General features: G+C 34.1%; 17 protein-coding genes and 1 other RNA gene. 7 read left to right on the top strand and 11 right to left on the bottom strand.

All coding sequences use genetic code 11. The annotated features are described in order from the left end of the window. A complete protein-coding gene (locus LOK78_RS10695) occupies window positions 1-1,758 on the bottom strand; it encodes a DNA polymerase III subunit gamma/tau (RefSeq protein WP_232634890.1) in 1,758 nt (585 codons plus the stop codon). Window positions 1,759-1,859: 101 nt separating this feature from the next. Between LOK78_RS10695 and rnpB the strand changes: the two genes are divergently transcribed. Beyond that, window positions 1,860-2,177: RNase P RNA component class A (gene rnpB, locus LOK78_RS10690), an RNA gene on the top strand. Window positions 2,178-2,228: 51 nt separating this feature from the next. Here rnpB and LOK78_RS10685 read toward each other — a convergent pair. The 4 genes from LOK78_RS10685 to LOK78_RS10670 all read right to left on the bottom strand — a co-directional run bounded on the left by LOK78_RS10685 (window position 2,229) and on the right by LOK78_RS10670 (window position 4,945). Beyond that, entirely contained in the window at window positions 2,229-2,762 is a 534-nt protein-coding gene (locus LOK78_RS10685; RefSeq protein WP_166958207.1) for a lipid-binding SYLF domain-containing protein, read from the bottom strand. Between the two features lie 92 nt (window positions 2,763-2,854). Continuing rightward, a complete protein-coding gene (locus LOK78_RS10680; RefSeq protein ID WP_232634889.1) occupies window positions 2,855-3,403 on the bottom strand; it encodes an RsmD family RNA methyltransferase in 549 nt (182 codons plus the stop codon). Further along, complete coding sequence (locus LOK78_RS10675; protein ID WP_232634888.1) at window positions 3,403-4,227, bottom strand: DUF3822 family protein; 825 nt, start codon at window positions 4,225-4,227, stop codon at window positions 3,403-3,405. Before LOK78_RS10675 ends, LOK78_RS10680 begins: the two co-directional genes overlap by 1 nt. Beyond that, window positions 4,211-4,945, bottom strand: a complete 735-nt coding sequence (locus LOK78_RS10670) for a hypothetical protein (RefSeq protein WP_166958213.1) — start codon at window positions 4,943-4,945, stop codon at window positions 4,211-4,213. The genes LOK78_RS10675 and LOK78_RS10670 overlap by 17 nt, the downstream gene beginning before the upstream one ends. A gap of 122 nt (window positions 4,946-5,067) precedes the next feature. On the opposite strand from LOK78_RS10670, the gene LOK78_RS10665 reads away from it, so the two are divergent. From LOK78_RS10665 to LOK78_RS10640, 6 genes are read left to right on the top strand one after another with little or no spacing between them, the layout of a single operon-like run. Then, entirely contained in the window at window positions 5,068-6,492 is a 1,425-nt protein-coding gene (locus LOK78_RS10665) for an ATP-dependent DNA helicase (protein WP_166958215.1), read from the top strand. Next, complete coding sequence (locus LOK78_RS10660; RefSeq protein WP_232634905.1) at window positions 6,492-7,052, top strand: DUF4126 domain-containing protein; 561 nt, start codon at window positions 6,492-6,494, stop codon at window positions 7,050-7,052. Before LOK78_RS10665 ends, LOK78_RS10660 begins: the two co-directional genes overlap by 1 nt. A gap of 52 nt (window positions 7,053-7,104) precedes the next feature. Then, entirely contained in the window at window positions 7,105-7,833 is a 729-nt protein-coding gene (gene kdsB / locus LOK78_RS10655) for a 3-deoxy-manno-octulosonate cytidylyltransferase (protein WP_232634887.1), read from the top strand. Then, window positions 7,824-8,540: an HAD family hydrolase gene (locus tag LOK78_RS10650; RefSeq protein WP_166958219.1), complete on the top strand. Its 717-nt coding sequence runs from the start codon at window positions 7,824-7,826 to the stop codon at window positions 8,538-8,540. Before kdsB ends, LOK78_RS10650 begins: the two co-directional genes overlap by 10 nt. Window positions 8,541-8,551: 11 nt before the next feature. After that, on the top strand, window positions 8,552-9,634 hold the full coding sequence (locus tag LOK78_RS10645; RefSeq protein ID WP_053969713.1) for an iron-containing alcohol dehydrogenase family protein: 1,083 nt from the start codon (window positions 8,552-8,554) through the stop codon (window positions 9,632-9,634). A gap of 1 nt (window position 9,635) precedes the next feature. Then, a complete protein-coding gene (locus LOK78_RS10640) occupies window positions 9,636-10,184 on the top strand; it encodes a 1-acyl-sn-glycerol-3-phosphate acyltransferase (RefSeq protein WP_232634886.1) in 549 nt (182 codons plus the stop codon). Between the two features lie 108 nt (window positions 10,185-10,292). On the opposite strand, the gene LOK78_RS10635 is transcribed toward LOK78_RS10640, so the two are convergent. The 6 genes from LOK78_RS10635 to LOK78_RS10610 form a co-directional block, all read right to left on the bottom strand. Continuing rightward, entirely contained in the window at window positions 10,293-11,789 is a 1,497-nt protein-coding gene (locus LOK78_RS10635; protein ID WP_232634885.1) for a carboxypeptidase-like regulatory domain-containing protein, read from the bottom strand. A gap of 107 nt (window positions 11,790-11,896) precedes the next feature. Next, window positions 11,897-12,619, bottom strand: a complete 723-nt coding sequence (locus tag LOK78_RS10630; RefSeq protein WP_053969716.1) for a YebC/PmpR family DNA-binding transcriptional regulator — start codon at window positions 12,617-12,619, stop codon at window positions 11,897-11,899. A gap of 48 nt (window positions 12,620-12,667) precedes the next feature. Next, a complete protein-coding gene (locus LOK78_RS10625) occupies window positions 12,668-13,702 on the bottom strand; it encodes an LIC11966 family surface protein (protein WP_232634884.1) in 1,035 nt (344 codons plus the stop codon). A gap of 1 nt (window position 13,703) precedes the next feature. Beyond that, window positions 13,704-15,755, bottom strand: coding sequence for a carboxy terminal-processing peptidase (locus LOK78_RS10620; protein WP_232634883.1), 2,052 nt, complete (start codon window positions 15,753-15,755; stop codon window positions 13,704-13,706). A gap of 64 nt (window positions 15,756-15,819) precedes the next feature. Further along, entirely contained in the window at window positions 15,820-16,110 is a 291-nt protein-coding gene (locus LOK78_RS10615) for a 4a-hydroxytetrahydrobiopterin dehydratase (protein ID WP_053969719.1), read from the bottom strand. Between the two features lie 41 nt (window positions 16,111-16,151). Then, the gene (locus LOK78_RS10610; protein WP_232634882.1) at window positions 16,152-16,979 is read right to left on the bottom strand and encodes a sugar nucleotide-binding protein; all 828 of its coding nucleotides are present in this window, start codon (window positions 16,977-16,979) and stop codon (window positions 16,152-16,154) included. Window positions 16,980-17,064 lie beyond the last annotated feature (85 nt).

Raw genomic sequence — 17,064 nt, 5'->3', positions numbered from 1 at the left:
CTAGATATCTAAATCAAAGGTTTTTCTCAATACATCCAACATGGGGTTTTTCTCATTTAATTTTTCAAACTTTTCCCTTGTGGTAAACGCATACTGTTTTTCTATTTCCTCATTTACCTCAATGGCTAAGTTAATAGAAAAATTATTTAATCGTTTTCTAATGAAGCTCATAAGTGGATATTGGCTTCTTTCAACTTCTACTTTATTGGTTTCATTAGGATAAGCCAAATGAATGGTTTGATCTTTCAATTTAGGAGTGTCTATAGACAAGATGGACGCCAAATTAAATTTCCCCTTCTTTTGTAAGTCTTCGACAAATTCATTCCAAACCGTTAATAATTGTTCCTCGGTGAAATCATCCTTTGGCTGGTCATCGATACTTGGTTCAACTTCAATTTGTTTAAGACTATGTTCCTTTTGAGCTCTTATACTCTTTAAGGATAGTCCGGATGTTTCTTTTTTCGGGATGTTTATATTGACTTTAGGTAAAGGTGTTTTCGGTTCTTCCTCTTTACCTAAAGAAGAGGTAGAAAGATTTTGTAATTCCTCTTGTTCTGTTTCTTCCACTTGTTGAGGAGATGAAGCAGGAACTGTTTTGGGACTGGAAATGGAAGAAGGTCTCTGAACTTTGATAGGTTCAATTCCCTTAGCTTTAAAATAGCTGGCCGGAATTATGTAGTTTTTGCTATTTTTTTTTTCTCCATCAAAAGTGATGGAGGCAAGTTGCATTAAACATAATTCTACAAGCAGTCTTTGATTTTTACTGTTCTTGTATTTGAGATCACAGTCATTGGCCAAATCAATGGCCTTGATGAGGAAGTCCATGGAGGCCTTTTGAGCCTGTAAGAGATATTTTTCCTTAGTTTCGTCCCCAACTTCCAAAAGCTCAACAGTTGATTGATTTTTACAAACCATTAAATCCCTAAAGTGGCTAGCCAATCCGGTAATGAAATGTTGTCCTTCAAATCCTTTCGATAGAATTTGATTAAAATGAATCAACAATTCAGGTATATTGTTTTCTAGGATTAGGTCTGTACTTTTAAAGTAAGTCTCATAATCTAGGACATTTAAATTCTCTGTTACCGCTTGACGTGTTAAGCGTTTTCCAGAAAAACTAACCACACGATCAAAAATAGAAAGCGCATCTCTCATGGCCCCATCTGCTTTTTGAGCAATGATATGTAAAGCGTCATCTTCAGCTTCTATTCCTTGTTCTTCGGCAATATACTTCAGGTATTCTTTAGCATCCTTTACAGTAATTCGTTTAAAGTCAAAAATCTGACATCTGGATAGGATGGTAGGTATAATTTTATGCTTTTCTGTGGTTGCTAAAATAAAGATGCAATGCTTTGGAGGTTCTTCCAAAGTTTTCAAAAAAGCATTAAATGCAGCTTGAGACAACATATGGACCTCATCAATGATATAGACTTTATACTTTCCAACTTGCGGTGGTATTCGTACTTGGTCAGTAAGATTTCTAATATCATCTACCGAGTTATTGGAAGCAGCATCCAGCTCAAAAATATTAAATGAAAAATCTTCACCTTCTTGTTCTGTCCCATCACTGTTAATCATTTTGGCTAGAATACGAGCACAACTAGTCTTTCCTACACCTCGTGGACCACAGAACAAAAGAGCTTGAGCCAAATGGTGGTTTTCAATGGCATTCAATAATGTATTGGTAATAGCTTGTTGCCCCACAACATCCTTAAAGGTTTGAGGCCTATATTTTCTAGCCGATACAACAAAATGTTCCATTGAAAAATCTTAGATAAACAAATTTACACAAACGGTTTAAATTTCCTCAATGTGTCTTTTAAATTTACTTTTAGTTATTAACAATTTATGTACTTTTGCCGCAAGTAAATCGCCTTATCGCTCAGTTTTCTGGGAGGAAAGTCCGAACACCGTAGTGCAAACATAGTGGTTAATAGCCACCGGCCGAGAGGTTAGGAAAAGTGCAACAGAAAGAATGTACAGGTCATGCTGTAGTGAAATCAGGTAAACTCTATGTGGTGCAATGCCATGTATACCATCGTTTGAGGGCGGCACGTTCAATGTTGGAGGGTAGGCAGCTAAAGTTTATTGGTAACAATAGATTCAGATAAATGATAAGGCACTTTCATAAGATTTCTTATGATATGTGACAGAATTCGGCTTACAGATTTGCTTGAAACTAAAAACGAGCGTTGTATCAACGCTCGTTTTATATTTTATTCAGTTACCTTTTAAAAGGGTTCATATTTAAATTTTTGACCTCCTACAGAGACTTCCGCCATCAGACCACCTTTAGTGTGGGTAAATACAGCCACACCATCAGTATATTTGGCATCAAGAGAAACACTTGATTTTAGAGCCGTGGCAGAGATACCAGCATCAAATTCAAAATTACCTTCTTTAAATTTCTCTAAATCTTCCTTTTTTTCAAAAAAGATAACTTCTATTAATGCCTGTCCACCTGCTTGGAAACCAACATTAAGTTCCTTTAAACTGGCCATACCTATTTTTTGTCCGTAGGAATAAACCACACCATTTCCAGAGGCGCCGCCAATAATTAAACCTCCTTTCCCAACATTTGGAAAAATAACGCAACCGGCAGCCTTGTCAAAATAGGTCCTAAGACTTGGGTTGTATTTCAATAATTCTGAAACCGCCTCATCGGCATCTTTAATTACTTTTTTGTCTTTTTCTGATTGGGTATACCCAGATAGCGTGAAAAAGCACACGGATAGGACTACCAAAATACTTTTAATTCTTTTCATAATGATTGATATTTAGCTTATTAAATCTAAAAATACAAAAAAAGTAGGTGAGAAGTCCTATTAAGAATCGATAAAAAAATGTTATAATTTATCTATTCGGCTTTTGGCCATTCAAAAAAGCTAAAAGTGTTGCCCCCATAAGATTTTTTAAATGAAAAATAGTCTATATCATCCAGGCTAGTATGTTTGGAATGTTCTACAATCAAAAGCCCCTCTTTTTCTAATAAGTCCTTTTCAAATATGTAAGTAGGAATTTTTGAAAACTCTTCAATGGGTAAATTATAAGGTGGATCTGCAAATATGACGGTATATTGGCCTCTTGCATTTTCTAAATATTTGAAGACATCAGCTTTAATGGCTTCAATGGGCATTTTAAATTGTTCTGCTGTTTGTTTAATGAATCTTACACATCCAAAGTCTCCATCTATTGCTGTGATGTTTTCCGTGCCTCTAGAAGCGAATTCATAGCTGATATTTCCTGTTCCTGAAAACAAATCCAAAACAGAAATCTCATCAAAATAATAATAATTATTTAAGATGTTGAATAAGGACTCCTTGGCCATATCAGTAGTTGGTCTTACAGGGAGCTTTTTGGGAGCTACAATTTTTCTTCCTTTGAATTGTCCAGATATAATGCGCATTAAAAACTATTTGTTAAAACAAAATTGGAATGGTTGGAAGCAGTTACACCTTCTCCAAACCGATGATTTATTGGAGGGTCTGGAAAATCTACATGCCTTACATATTTAAAAACCATCTGGTATAGGTCATCATCTTTTTTAATCCTTCCAATGACGTATAATTGAATCTTTTCGGGATTGAGGTCTAATTGTTCTAAAGCAAATAGAATGTAATAAATGAAATCTTCCTTGGAGTGATAGTCATAGGAATTATACAATTTTAAACCTTGATGGTCCATAGCTATAATTTCAAAATGAGACCTCCCCACATGAATATAGACCTTAGGTTCCATGGTATTCTTCTCCTTTTTTAAAACATGTTCTAGAAGAATAGTTGAAAAATGAGTGTATGAGAAATCCCCAAATTTTTCAAATAGAAAATTGGTGATATTTACATAGGGTACATAAACATTGTAGCTATCATTGACACTTAAATGGTCATAAGCAATATAATCTGACTTTAAAATTTTTGAATTAAACTTTAAATAGTCCGCTAGGTTATTTTCATCAAATAAAGAGGCAGGAACTAAAGTGGAAAGATCATTTACAAAAATAGCTTTGATATTCATGAAGTCCATTTTTAAAACTTCTTCAGAATCAAAGATTTGTTCCAGTTTCTCTAATATTTGAAAAGGGGAAAAGCGTTTCTCATATTCAAAATGTTTTAAATAGGTAATGGTATTTGAAACATTGTTTAGAATACAAAAAGAAAGTCCATTCAAACTTATTTGAATGGACAAATCTTGATTAGTTAAGTTATGTTTGGTCTTATTCGTTAGCCCCATAGTTTTTTGGCCAGTTTCCAATGGTTTTGACCTCATCCATAGATCCTACTTTTAAGGCATTTCCGTTAACACCATCTACAGACACAACTTCATTTTCTTGTGCCACTAAGTCTTTATTTTGATCAGCTAATATGACGCTTTTCTTAACGCTTGCTTCAAATACAGGGATTTTAGAAGTTCCTTGCTCTAACAAGCCAGCTTGCATTTCAAATTTAGCATCTGTTCCAGGAACGTTCATCATTCTTTTGTAACGATCAGAATCTTTAAATAACGAATCTTTTACTGGTACGTATCCTAAAGTATCGATTAAAGTAATTTCCTTTAATGTCTCAACACCACCATATCTTCTTGTCAACTCTTCATCAACAACAGTTGTATCTCTTCTTTGAGTGATCACAAACTTAGAAGTATCAATAAAACTAATTAATTCGTTAAAATCACCTGCAAATTTACCAGTAATCTCACGGTGAGCTAGCTGAGCGTCTCTAATATCGATTAATTTTTCAATCACTTTAGCATAACGCTTGTTCTTTTCTTGATTGAATTTAATAGGTTCATAAACAGAATTGAATGTCAAATATCCTAGATAGATAATTAACACCCATAAAACCAACGTTAAAATAGGTTTTACTTTTGCTGGTATAAATTTGTCTATAAGCCATACTAAACCTATGGTCAGTAAGATAACAGCAACAATCACAATGATAATGGTAAGCATAGTGTGTATATTAAAATTAAATTAGGTCTTAGGCAAATCTACAATTTTTTTTTAATGGTGAAAACCCAAGGGGCTAAAAATCCTTTCTATATTTGGAGAGAATTAAAATGATAACGGACTCTATGAACGCCTCAGAATTCTATACACTTATAAAACAGCAATTTCCATTTACTCCTACAAAAAAACAAGAGGTCGTTTTATTGCAATTATCAGAATTTATTTTTTCTACAGATGCTAAAAGTCTGTACTTAATGAAGGGATATGCGGGAACCGGTAAAACAACTATTATTGGAACTCTGGTCTCCAATTTATGGAAGGCTAAAAAAAGTGCCGTCCTTTTGGCTCCAACAGGTAGAGCGGCCAAAGTGATTTCCAATTACTCAGGAAAGGAGGCCTTTACAATTCATAAAAAGATTTATTTCCCCAAAAAAGAAAAAGGTGGCGGGGTTAAGTTTGTGTTACAACCTAATAAGCATAAAAACACCATTTTTATTGTAGATGAGGCATCAATGATTCCTGATACTCCTGGAGAATCAAAATTTTTTGAAAATGGCTCACTTCTCGATGATTTGATGCAATATGTTTATTCGGGTTTTAATTGCAAACTGATGTTGGTTGGAGACACTGCCCAATTGCCTCCAGTTAAATTAGATATGAGTCCGGCATTGAATCCAAACGTCCTAAATCTAAATTACAATAAGGAGGTAAAAAATATTGAGTTGGATGAAGTCGTAAGGCAAGAAAGCGACTCAGGAATACTCTTTAATGCAACAAATCTTAGAGAGCAATTGAATGATGGAGCTACTGACGACTTTAAGTTTGATTTAAATGGTTTTAAGGATATTGTACGGTTGGTTGATGGTTATGAAATTATGGATGCCATAAATGAATCCTACAGTAATTTGGGATATGAGGAAACGGCTATAGTAGTGCGTAGTAACAAGCGTGCTAATTTATATAATCAACAAATTAGAAATAGGATTCTATTTAATGAAAATGAGTTGACTGCCGGTGATTATTTGATGGTAGTCAAGAACAACTACTTTTGGATTAAACCCACAACCGAAGCAGGATTTATTGCCAATGGTGACATTATTGAGGTTTTGGAGATTTTTAAAATCGAAGAACTTTATGGATTTCGTTTCGCAGAGGTAAAAATTAAAATGGTCGATTATCCTAAAATGAAACCATTTGAAACGGTTCTTTTATTGGATACCATCACTTCTGAAACCCCATCGTTATCCTATGATGATAATAACAGGCTTTATCAAGAAGTCATGAAAGATTACCAAAATGAAACAAGTAATTACCGGAAGTTTCTAAAAATCAAGAACAATAAGCATTTCAATGCGCTTCAAGTTAAGTTTTCATATGCTATGACGTGCCATAAATCCCAGGGAGGGCAATGGCATACGGTGTTTGTAGAGCAACCTTATTTACCCGATGGTATTTCTAAAGATTATTTACGTTGGTTGTATACAGCAGTCACTCGAGCCAAAGAAAAGTTGTATCTTATTGGTTTCAAAGATGACTTTTTTAAAGTATGATAAATTCTGAAACGCTCATAAGTATTTTTCTAGGAATAGGTTTGGCCGCGTCCGTGGGATTTAGGGTGTTTTTACCACTGTTTGTATTAAGTTTAGCAGCCTATTTTGATGTTTTAGATGTCAATGAAAAATGGCAATGGTTAGCAAGCATACCAGCGTTGATCACCTTTGGCGTAGCCATGTTATTTGAAGTCTTTGCCTATTATATCCCTTTTATCGATAACCTTTTAGATACCATTGCCGTTCCATTAGCTGCCATAGCAGGAACAGCTGTCATGGTTTCTACTTTAGTTGACTTAGATCCCCTTTTTACTTGGTCTTTGGCTATTATAGCGGGTGGGGGAACTGCCGCGGCAATATCCAGCAGTACTTCTGCTACGAGAGCAGTTTCCACGGCAACAACGGTTGGTATAGGAAATCCTATTGTTTCGACGGTTGAAACAGGCGCTGCCGCGACATTATCTATTGTGTCAGTTTTTATACCTATCATAGGCATATTACTAACCATATTTGTTCTTTTCATTATCATTCGATTTTATCGAAAGATTAAGAAAGGGTGACCATACAATTGTCGTAAAAAATAGTATTTTTGAATCTGAATTTTCCTCCTTTATGAAGATAATCTCAATGATACCAGCACGATACAGTGCTTCCAGATTTCCTGGTAAATTAATGCAAGATTTAGGTGGTAAGTCTGTTATTTTCAGAACTTATGAGGCTACCGTTAATACTCAATTGTTTGATGATGTTTATGTGGTTACCGATAGTGACATCATTTACAATGACATTGTTAAACAAGGAGGAAAAGCCATTATGAGCCAAAAGGAACATGAATGTGGAAGTGACCGCATTGCTGAGGCTGTTGAAAATATGGATGTAGATATTGTGGTTAATGTTCAAGGAGATGAACCTTTTACTGAAGTAGCCTCTTTAAGTAAATTGATAGAAGTCTTTAAAAATGATGCCAATCGGGAGGTTGATTTGGCTTCTTTAAAAGTTCATATCACCGATTGGGAAGAAATCAATAATCCTAATACCGTTAAAGTCATTACCGATCAAAGTGGGTTTGCTTTGTACTTTTCAAGGAGTCCTATTCCATATCCTAGAGATAAAGAGGTTGCTGTTAAGTATTTTAAACACAAAGGCGTCTATGCTTTTAGAAAAGAGGCATTGATGGATTTTTACAGACTGCCCATGTTGCCTTTGGAAGCCTCCGAAAAGATAGAATGTATCAGATATTTGGAGTATGGTAAGAAAATAAAAATGGTAGAAACAGATGTTTTGGGAGTTGAAATTGATACCCCTGAGGATCTTGAAAAAGCGAAGAAACTTTGGAAATAGATTACAGTAACATAAAAGTTATTGGATTTGACGCCGATGATACCTTATGGGTAAACGAAACTTATTTTAGGGAGGCAGAAGAAGCCTTTGCCCAATTGCTTTCTCCGTATGAAACCATGAATAAGATCGATCAGGAGCTTTTTATGATGGAGATGAAAAATCTTCCGTTATATGGGTATGGCATAAAAGGTTTTGTGCTTTCTATGGTTGAAATGGCTTTGGAGTTGTCTAACAACCAAGTTTCAAATCAGACTATTTCTAAAATTTTAGATATTGGGAAAGATATGCTTAATAAACCGGTTGAACTGTTACCTGGTGTAGAAGAGGTTTTAAAAAGTTTATCTAAGCAATACCGACTGATACTGGTCACCAAAGGAGATTTGCTAGATCAAGAGAGGAAGTTAGAAAAATCAGGTTTGACCAATTATTTTCATCATATTGAAGTGGTTAGTGATAAACAAGAGTCTAATTACTCAAAACTTTTGGGGCATTTGGATATTGACCCTTCCGAATTTTTAATGGTAGGCAATTCACTAAAATCAGATGTTTTACCGTTAATCAATATTAAAGCAAAGGCAGTTCACGTGCCTTTTCATACAACTTGGGCGCACGAGGAAGTCCATGAAAGTGAAACAAATGGCAAGTCTTATTTAACAATAGGAAGTTTATTGGATTTGCTACCTTTATTAAAGAACCAAACAAATTGATGATTCAATAAATGAATTTTAAAAATTTCCCAATGGTGTCCAAAGTGGTTTTTGGTCGTGGCAGCTTTAATCAATTGCAAGATGTGTTAATGCCAAAAAGACTCAATGCCCATGCACCTTTTATTTATTTAATCGATGACGTATTTCAAGGAAACTCCTGGATAACGGGGAGAATTCCTTTGGCATACGAAGATAAAATTTACTACATATCTTCTGACGAAGAACCTAAGACATCTCAAGTAGATGAATTGGTAGAAGAAATCATTCTCCAATTCAAAGAAAGACCTTCGGGAATTATAGGAATAGGAGGAGGAACCATTATGGATCTGGCCAAGGCTGTAGCTATCATGTTAACTAATGATGGTGAGTCTAAGGATTATCAAGGCTGGGATTTGGTTAAAAATCCGGCGCTTTATCACGTTGGTATCCCAACTATTTCAGGAACTGGAGCAGAGGTTTCGAGAACAACGGTATTAACAGGACCTGATAAAAAACTAGGAATAAATAGTGATTATACACCGTTTGATCAAGTCGTTTTAGATCCTGAGCTTACTAAAGATGTTCCAAAAAATCAATGGTTTTACACAGGAATGGATTGTTACATCCATTGTATCGAATCCTTAAATGGTACTTATTTAAACGCTTTTAGTCAAAGTTATGGTGAAAAAGCATTTGATCTTTGTAAAGAAATATTCTTGGAAAATTCATTATCCGAAGAGGACATTCAAGACAAATTGATGATGGCCTCCTGGCACGGAGGTATGAGTATAGCCTATTCACAAGTAGGGGTGGCTCATGCCATGAGTTATGGGTTAGGGTTTCTTCTAGGAACAAAACATGGAGTAGGTAATTGTATTGTATTTGACCATTTGGAAGAATTTTACCCAGAAGGCGTCAAACTCTTCAAAGAAATGAAAGACTTTCATGGTGTTGATTTACCTCAAGGTTTATGTAAAAACTTAACAGATAAAGAATTTGATATCATGATTGATGTATCGCTTGGTATGGTTCCGTTATGGGAAAATGCTTTAGGGAAATCATGGAATAAAACGATTACCCGAGAAAAGTTAAGAGAACTTTACGAAAAAATGTAAGATGCGGTGGTTAGCTAAATTTATTTACTTCCGGCTTTTAGGATGGAAAATTGTTGGCAACACCAATATGTCTAAGCATGATATTAAAAAGGCTGTATTAATCGCGGTTCCACATACCAGTTGGCATGATTTTTATATCGGGATCCTCCTTAGGAAGATTTTAGGTATTAAAGCAAACTTTATAGCCAAAAAGGAATTGTTTGTAGGTCCATTAGGTTGGTATCTTAAGCGAGTAGGGGGTGCTCCCATTGACAGAGGAAATAAAGAAAATAAGGTAGAAGCTATTGCTAAAATATTTCAGGAAAAAGAAGAGTTTCGATTGGCTTTGGCACCTGAAGGCACTAGAAAAAAAGTAGAAGAGTGGCGTACAGGTTTCTATTATATAGCCAAAGCAGCCAAGGTTCCCATTATTATGTTTACGCTAGATTTTGGTAAAAAACAAAACAAAATTTCGGAACCATTTTATCCAACAAATGATAAAGAAGCTGACTTTCAATTCATGAAAGACTTTTTTAAAGATGTAAAAGGGAAGGTGCCTAAGTACTCATAGGTCGTTACAGGCATGGTATTTGTAATATTGTTTCCATAGTGAATGAAACATAAAGTAAACTAGTAAGTCCCTAAAAAGAAAGCTACCTTTTTGGGTAGCTTTTTCCTTTTATGGGGTATAGGTTTCATCAACTTTAAAATCTTTCATTTCCTGTAATGGTTGAAGTACATTGTAATCCTTCCAGAAATTGGGATCATATTGTTTAGGTGTTTCATAATCAATATCCTTTTTCTCCTTTATGGCCTCATAGTCGCTATTAGTAATGTCCTTAGTGCCCATGATTAATAATTCATTTCGTTCTTTAAAGGTCCCTTCAACCAAGAATTCAAATGAAACTTTATTGTTTCCGTCATTTTCTTTGAACTTAAAAGGCCTATCAATGTAAAAATATCGGTCAATTTCTTCGGTTATAAATTTGGGATAATAATAATTGTCTGGACCTTTTTTATAAATAACTGATCCCGATTTTCCGTTTTCAGCATATTTAATTCCTAAAAGGAATTTCATATTGAGTTTCTCGCCAACGCGTCCTTTAAAATATTTGTAATCCGTTTTTAAAACGGCAAATGTTTGATTGGAAATGTAAAGGGTTCCTTCAAAATCAGCAGATCCTCTTCTTGGTTTAAAATCTACCACATAAACCAATTCGGAATCTAGAAACGAAATACCCTTTAACTCATAATCATATTTCCTTTGATCTGTTACAAAATTAAATATGGAACCACTTTTGAAGTTATGCTCTTTGAGCATTTCATAGGTTAATTTTCTGATTAAACCTACCGAATTAATAGTGTCTTCCATTTTATTGTTTTCTCTACTACTTTCTCCTAATTTGACTGAATCTGAAATTTTAAACCATCCTGTTTTAACCGTGTAGACTTTATTGGTGTCTAAATGTTTGGTGACAATATCTTTCCCTCTTTCTGCCAATCTTTCAATGGTTTGATCATTTCTTTCATCCAATAATCTCATGGCTTTGTCAATAGTCATTTTAGAGTTTTTCTCATCTAAAACACTTAAATCAGCCACAAATTCTGTGTATTGTTTGGACCTGTTGTTCAATAAGGAATTACCTAATTCTTGAAACTCTTTATTAAAGGCTTCAAGTTGTTTTTTCTTAAATCCAGTGGATTTATCTATTTCTAAATTGACATTTTTACCCTGAATATATTGGGTGGTCCTTCTAAACAGATTATAATTAACCATTTTGGTTTTATAGTTCTTGTCCAAATTTTTATCCATGTAATATAATATGGAGTCTAAAGTGAGCATCCTATTGGTTAAATAAACTTCAGAAAGTTCATTAACTTTTTCAATCAAATGATAGTCTTGTGATTCAAATTCATTTAATAGCATGCCTATTTTCTCATAACCCATACAAGAAATTTTTACAGAGTCTGTAGGTTCAAAGCCTGAGGTATTGATCGAGAAGCTGCCTTCTTCATTGGTAATAACCCCAAAGTGTTCACCAATTTGTACGGTGGCATAAGAAATGGGCTCTTCTTTATCAGATAAGACTTTCCCAGAAATGCTTTGAGCGAATGAAGTGGCTCCAAACAATAGAATAAAATAAATAAGAAGGGACTTGATGGTAGTAAATGTCATAGACGTTTTTTGTTAAAAGACGAAAAACCAATTGATTTTGTTACTGTTAAAATAAAAAAAACCTGAACGAAAAGTTCAGGTCTTTATATATTTTTAACGTTTTGTGCTTATTCTTCAGCACTTTCTTCCATGGTATGGTAGACATTTTGTACGTCATCATCTTCTTCAATTTTCTCCAAAAGTTTTTCTACATCTTCCATTTGTTCAGGAGTCAATTGTTTTGTAACCTGCGGAATTCTTTCGAAGCCAGAGGATAGAATTTCAATACCACGACCTTCCAATTCCGATTGAATAGCTCCAAAACTTTCAAAGGGGGCATATATTAAAATTCCATCGTCATCAACAAAAACCTCTTCAGCACCAAAGTCAATTAGTTCAAGTTCCAATTCCTCAGCATCCAAGCCTTCAGCGTTAATCCTGAAATTACATGTATGGTCAAACATAAATGATACCGAACCAGAGGTGCCTAAACTACCGTCACATTTATTGAAATAACTTCTAATGTTGGCTACAGTTCTAGTATTATTATCTGTGGCTGTTTCCACCAAAACGGCAATCCCGTGTGGTGCATAACCTTCAAAAAGTACTTCCTTATAATCTCCTTGGCTTTTGTCTGATGCTCTTTTAATAGCACGTTCAATATTGTCTTTAGGCATATTGACTGCCTTGGCATTTTGTATAACAGCTCGCAATCTGGAATTGCCATCAGGGTCGGGTCCACCTTCCTTTACTGCCATTACAATATCCTTACCGATACGTGTGAAGGCCTTACTCATTGCGGCCCAACGTTTCATTTTTCTTGCTTTCCTGAATTCAAAAGCTCTTCCCATTAATTAACGCGTTTAAATTTTAAAGTAACAAAATTATGAAAAAACTAATTAGTCATTAGGAATTTGCTTAGCCAAAAATGCATTGTTTGAATTATTTAGATTCTCAATAACATGACTACGCTCGTTGTTTAACTCTGCATTTAGCTGATTATACTCTTTCCCTCCCTTATTTAATGCCTTTACTTTATCATTATAGGCATCAATTTGTTCTTTGGTTCTTTTCTTTTCTGGTGTTTTTTCAATATTATTTTTGATGGTTTCAAAATCTTGATTTAGCACCAAAAATTCAACCATTTTAGGGATTTTATTCTCTGCTTCATCTATGTAAAATTCAAAAGCTTTTTTGGTAGCCTTAACAATAGAATCGTCATTATTGTAAAGTTCTACTGAATTTAATTGTTCCAATCCTTCACGGGCACTTTGACTTAAAGCGTTGGCATTTTGTTGCATACCGTTAATGTCATTATTACCAAGGGAATTCATTAAATAAACTTCATTCATGTAAACCTTGAAAAAAATGAGATATAAAGTATTGTAATGTTTGAATACCTGACCAGATATAGCCATTTTTTTGCTCAGGTCTGATTCGTCTTCAATGATGTTTACATTGTTTTTGTTAGCAAAGGCATAAAAATGTGTTTCATAAAGTTCTTGGGATTCCTTCATTTTTTGATCAGCCATTTCTTGAGCCATAATAAAGGCTTCCATGGCATCGTAGGATTGTTCTGCAATAGCCTTCATGTCGATTATTTTAGCATAATCATTCTTTAAAAGACTTTCATTAAATCTGAGGTGCTCCAGTACCTGGTTTTTAAATTCATCACCATTATAGCCTTCAGCCTTGTCAATTTTTTCAATGGAGCTTTCTACTGATTTGATTAAAATTTTTCTTCGATTTCCTACAGCACGTTCACCTCTATGAGCTATAGCTTGCGTGTACTTCCACATGTTTTTTGTAATACCCTCTTGTTCTTTACCTACAAAATCTAGGTAGGACACGGCAGTTTTAAAGCTTTGTGATGAAGCATTAAAAACCTCAAACATTAGGAGTAATGTCAAGGCAAATTTTAAGTTGTTTTTCATGTTAGTTTAGTTTGTTGATTAAGTCTTTTAAGATGTTAAATGATTCGCTTATATAAATATCATGAGATATATTATTCATTATGTCTTCATTGATGAGTTGCATGTCTTCACTATACTGCAAAACTTCAATGGTTGATTTGGTATTTTCAACTTCTAGTTCAACATCAGTTGTATCCATATCTTGGAACGACTTGTAGAGATTGTTTAATTGTTCAATATCCTCAAAAACATTATCAATCGTAAGGGCATAAGTCTTATTCTTATTGATAATTTCCCTGAGAAGCACTTGATTCAATTCTTTAATCTTCTTGAAATCTTCTGAATGTTCAACGCGATTTTTACTTAACCCGATAAGATGTTCAATGGGTAATTTTTTAAGTGGTCTCAGTGCTAGGGTTGGGGTAATATCATCATTAGGAATACTGAAATCATTTGATTTCTCGTCCATATTAAAGTTTTCATACAAAGAGGGCAGTTGAATATCTGGGGCAATTCCTTTTTGTTGAACCCCTTTTCCTGTTGCCCTGTAGAATTTTTCGAAAGTAATTTTAGTATAGCCTTGGGTTAAATCTAACGTATCTAATGGCAGAATGACTTGCGCTGTTCCCTTGCCAAAAGAGTTTGATCCAACAATCAGGGCTCGGTTGTAATCTTGCATTGCCCCAGAGAAAAATTCGGAGGCCGAAGCACTGGATTCATTAATCATTATTACCACGGGCTTTGTAAATAAGGAACCTCTATTAGGGTCTCTTATAGTAAATTGATTGGAATATCTATCACTTTCAATGGCTATTGGCCCTTTGTCTATAAACATTCCCGAGAGATTAGTGGCTTCATGAATGGAGCCTCCACCATTGAATCTTAGATCAATAATGAGACCTTTAATATTTTCCTTTTGCAGTTTGTATAATTCTTTTGAAAAGTCCTGCGAAAGTCCAATGCCTCGTGGCGAATCAAAATCAGTATAAAAACTAGGTATTTTAATGTAACCGAATGCTTCCTCATCTGACTTTAAAACAAAACCCGTGATGGAATTATCATCAGATTTCATAATGGTTTTGGCTAATTTAACTTCCTTAATGGTTCCGTCCCTTTTTTTAATTTTAAAGGTGGCCACTTTATGTGAATCATCATTTAGGAATTTATCTACTTCATTAATGGAAATGCAATAGGTTTCTAAAGTCATCTGCCCTGAGGTGATACTTTTTATGACATCATCTTCTTCAATTTCTCCATTTTTAAAAGCACTACTTCCTGGAATGATTTGCTCAACTACCAAATCATTATCTTTATTCTTTGATGGAAGGATTCCGTAGGTAAGTTGATTTGTTCCCAAGTAATGATGAAACAAATCACGCTCAGCATTGTTAAAATAGGTAGAATGTGGATCTTGATACGCGCAGTAGGCTTTAAGAAAGCACTCCTTTACAAAAGATTCAACTCCCCCTTTTTGGTTAATAATTTCATTCAACTTGCATAGTTCCTTCTCAATAACAACATTTTTAATGCCTTCTTCTTTTTTGGCAAAATTTGACTGAATCAGTTGAAGTGTACTATCTTCTTCTATTATGGTCTTAATAACTTCATACTTAATAATCTTGTTCCAATAAAGTTCCGATGCCTTTTTGTTTTGCTTGTAATAGTGCTTTTTATGACTTGAATAATGGATGGTGTCCTTTCCTGTATATTCAAGTTTTACTTTAGATAGTGAAGCAATATAGTCTTTTGTTTCCTCAATGCGGCTTGTTAAAATATCAACATATTTATCAATGAAATCACTATTACTTGCTTCTAAATAATTATCGATGTTAAGAGAATCACTTGAAAAAGTTTTGAAGTCATCAATTCGAAGTAAATTTTGTTCTTCATCTAAATTATTGATAAATAAATGATAAACCCCAACCGATAAAGAATCATCTACTGGTTTACCAGCAAAGTGAAGTTCTTTATAGATATTATGAAGGGATTTGAGTTGACTGTTAAATAGGGTGTTAGATTGAGCTACTGCCAAGTAGTTCAAAAGAAGAAAACATCCAAGATAAAAATATTTCAATGCTTGTTAAATTTGAGGCAGGACTAAAATATAAAAATAAATGAAACTTATTTTTTATAAGTGCTTATTCTTGAACTTCAACAATGGTTTCTATGGCTTCAGCCAATTTAAAGTCCTTTTCAGTAACACCATCAACATCATGTGTAGAAAGAGAAATGGTCAAAATATTGTAAACATTAGCCCAGTTGGGATGATGATTTAAAGCTTCACATTCAAAGGCTATCCGACTCATGGCACTGAAACAATCTTTAAAATTGTCGAATTCAAACTCAACATGAATGGCATTCTCGTAATACTCCCAATCTGGAAATCTTAATAATTTAGCTTCAATTTCTTGGTCTGATAGTTTAGTCATGATTAAAGGTTTTAGTTTCTTTTAAAGGTAAGGAATTTCAATCAAACCTCTAACTCTTTTAAAATTTCATGACTATATAATTGTAAGTGTTTGGGTAATAGGTTTTCTTGGGGAAGGACAGCTAAGTATCTATCGTCATTTGTTGTATAAACACGTTTTAAAACAGGGTTCATACTACCCAAAGAATTTAAAATTTCTTTGATAAAATCATCATGGTGAACAAGATCATTACTTCCTAAGTGAAAAACTCCAGATTTATTTCTATTGATGATATAATGAATTTGCTGTGTTAATTTGGAATCGGTGGTGACATTCATGATTAAATTTGGAAACACTTCAATAGATTCCACTTCTTTAAATGCCTGCCTTAATTCTGAGATTCTAGGAGAGTGGGAACCAAAAACCATTGGTAATCTGGCGATTACTATTTGTTTTTTTGGTAATCGCATGAGCATGTTTTCAATTTTAATCTTAAAATGACCATAAACACTATGGCTTAAGGTTTTATCGTTTTCATAGCTAGGGTATTTACTATACGCATCAAATACATTGGCAGAAGACAAGAAAATAAACTTGATTTTCTTATCCTTTATATATTCAAGCATGTGTGAATGAGCTATGGTTTGAGCAGAAAAATCACCTCGTAATGCTGAAATGATAAGGGTAGGTTTGACCGCATTTAAGATTTCAAAAACATCATCTTCTTCTATATCATATTGAAAAAAGTGCTTGTTTTTTTCAAACTCATGCTTTGAAGTTTTATAAGTACCAAAAGTGTTAAAATAGGGACATAGCTCTTTATAAAGCGAGTTGCCTAAAAAGCCACTTGCTCCAAAAATAAGTATTCTATGTTTGTCCGATTTTGGCATTTATACTTTTTTTAATACAGAATCTTAAACAAAAAAAATCACTGACTTTCATGATGATTACCTTAAAACGAAAGAGCAGTGATTT

Source organism: Mangrovimonas futianensis (genome assembly GCF_021245805.1).
Taxonomy (GTDB): Bacteria; Bacteroidota; Bacteroidia; order Flavobacteriales; family Flavobacteriaceae; genus Mangrovimonas; species Mangrovimonas futianensis.
The sequence above is the reverse complement of the archived record's forward strand: the minus strand, read 5'-3'. Positions and strand labels throughout refer to the sequence as shown.

Bases quoted from the DNA above. Each gene is read 5' to 3' on its own strand.
- LOK78_RS10685 (WP_166958207.1), bottom strand. From the start codon at position 2,762: ATGAAAAGAATTAAAAGTATTTTGGTAGTCCTATCCGTGTGCTTTTTC.
- LOK78_RS10695 (WP_232634890.1), bottom strand. From the start codon at position 1,758: ATGGAACATTTTGTTGTATCGGCTAGAAAATATAGGCCTCAAACCTTT.
- LOK78_RS10665 (WP_166958215.1), top strand. From the start codon at position 5,068: ATGAACGCCTCAGAATTCTATACACTTATAAAACAGCAATTTCCATTT.
- LOK78_RS10640 (WP_232634886.1), top strand. From the start codon at position 9,636: ATGCGGTGGTTAGCTAAATTTATTTACTTCCGGCTTTTAGGATGGAAA.
- LOK78_RS10670 (WP_166958213.1), bottom strand. From the start codon at position 4,945: ATGCTTACCATTATCATTGTGATTGTTGCTGTTATCTTACTGACCATA.
- LOK78_RS10680 (WP_232634889.1), bottom strand. From the start codon at position 3,403: ATGCGCATTATATCTGGACAATTCAAAGGAAGAAAAATTGTAGCTCCC.
- LOK78_RS10615 (WP_053969719.1), bottom strand. From the start codon at position 16,110: ATGACTAAACTATCAGACCAAGAAATTGAAGCTAAATTATTAAGATTT.
- LOK78_RS10675 (WP_232634888.1), bottom strand. From the start codon at position 4,227: ATGGGGCTAACGAATAAGACCAAACATAACTTAACTAATCAAGATTTG.
- LOK78_RS10625 (WP_232634884.1), bottom strand. From the start codon at position 13,702: ATGAAAAACAACTTAAAATTTGCCTTGACATTACTCCTAATGTTTGAG.
- LOK78_RS10610 (WP_232634882.1), bottom strand. From the start codon at position 16,979: ATGCCAAAATCGGACAAACATAGAATACTTATTTTTGGAGCAAGTGGC.
- LOK78_RS10635 (WP_232634885.1), bottom strand. From the start codon at position 11,789: ATGACATTTACTACCATCAAGTCCCTTCTTATTTATTTTATTCTATTG.
- kdsB (WP_232634887.1), top strand. From the start codon at position 7,105: ATGAAGATAATCTCAATGATACCAGCACGATACAGTGCTTCCAGATTT.
- LOK78_RS10630 (WP_053969716.1), bottom strand. From the start codon at position 12,619: ATGGGAAGAGCTTTTGAATTCAGGAAAGCAAGAAAAATGAAACGTTGG.
- LOK78_RS10645 (WP_053969713.1), top strand. From the start codon at position 8,552: ATGAATTTTAAAAATTTCCCAATGGTGTCCAAAGTGGTTTTTGGTCGT.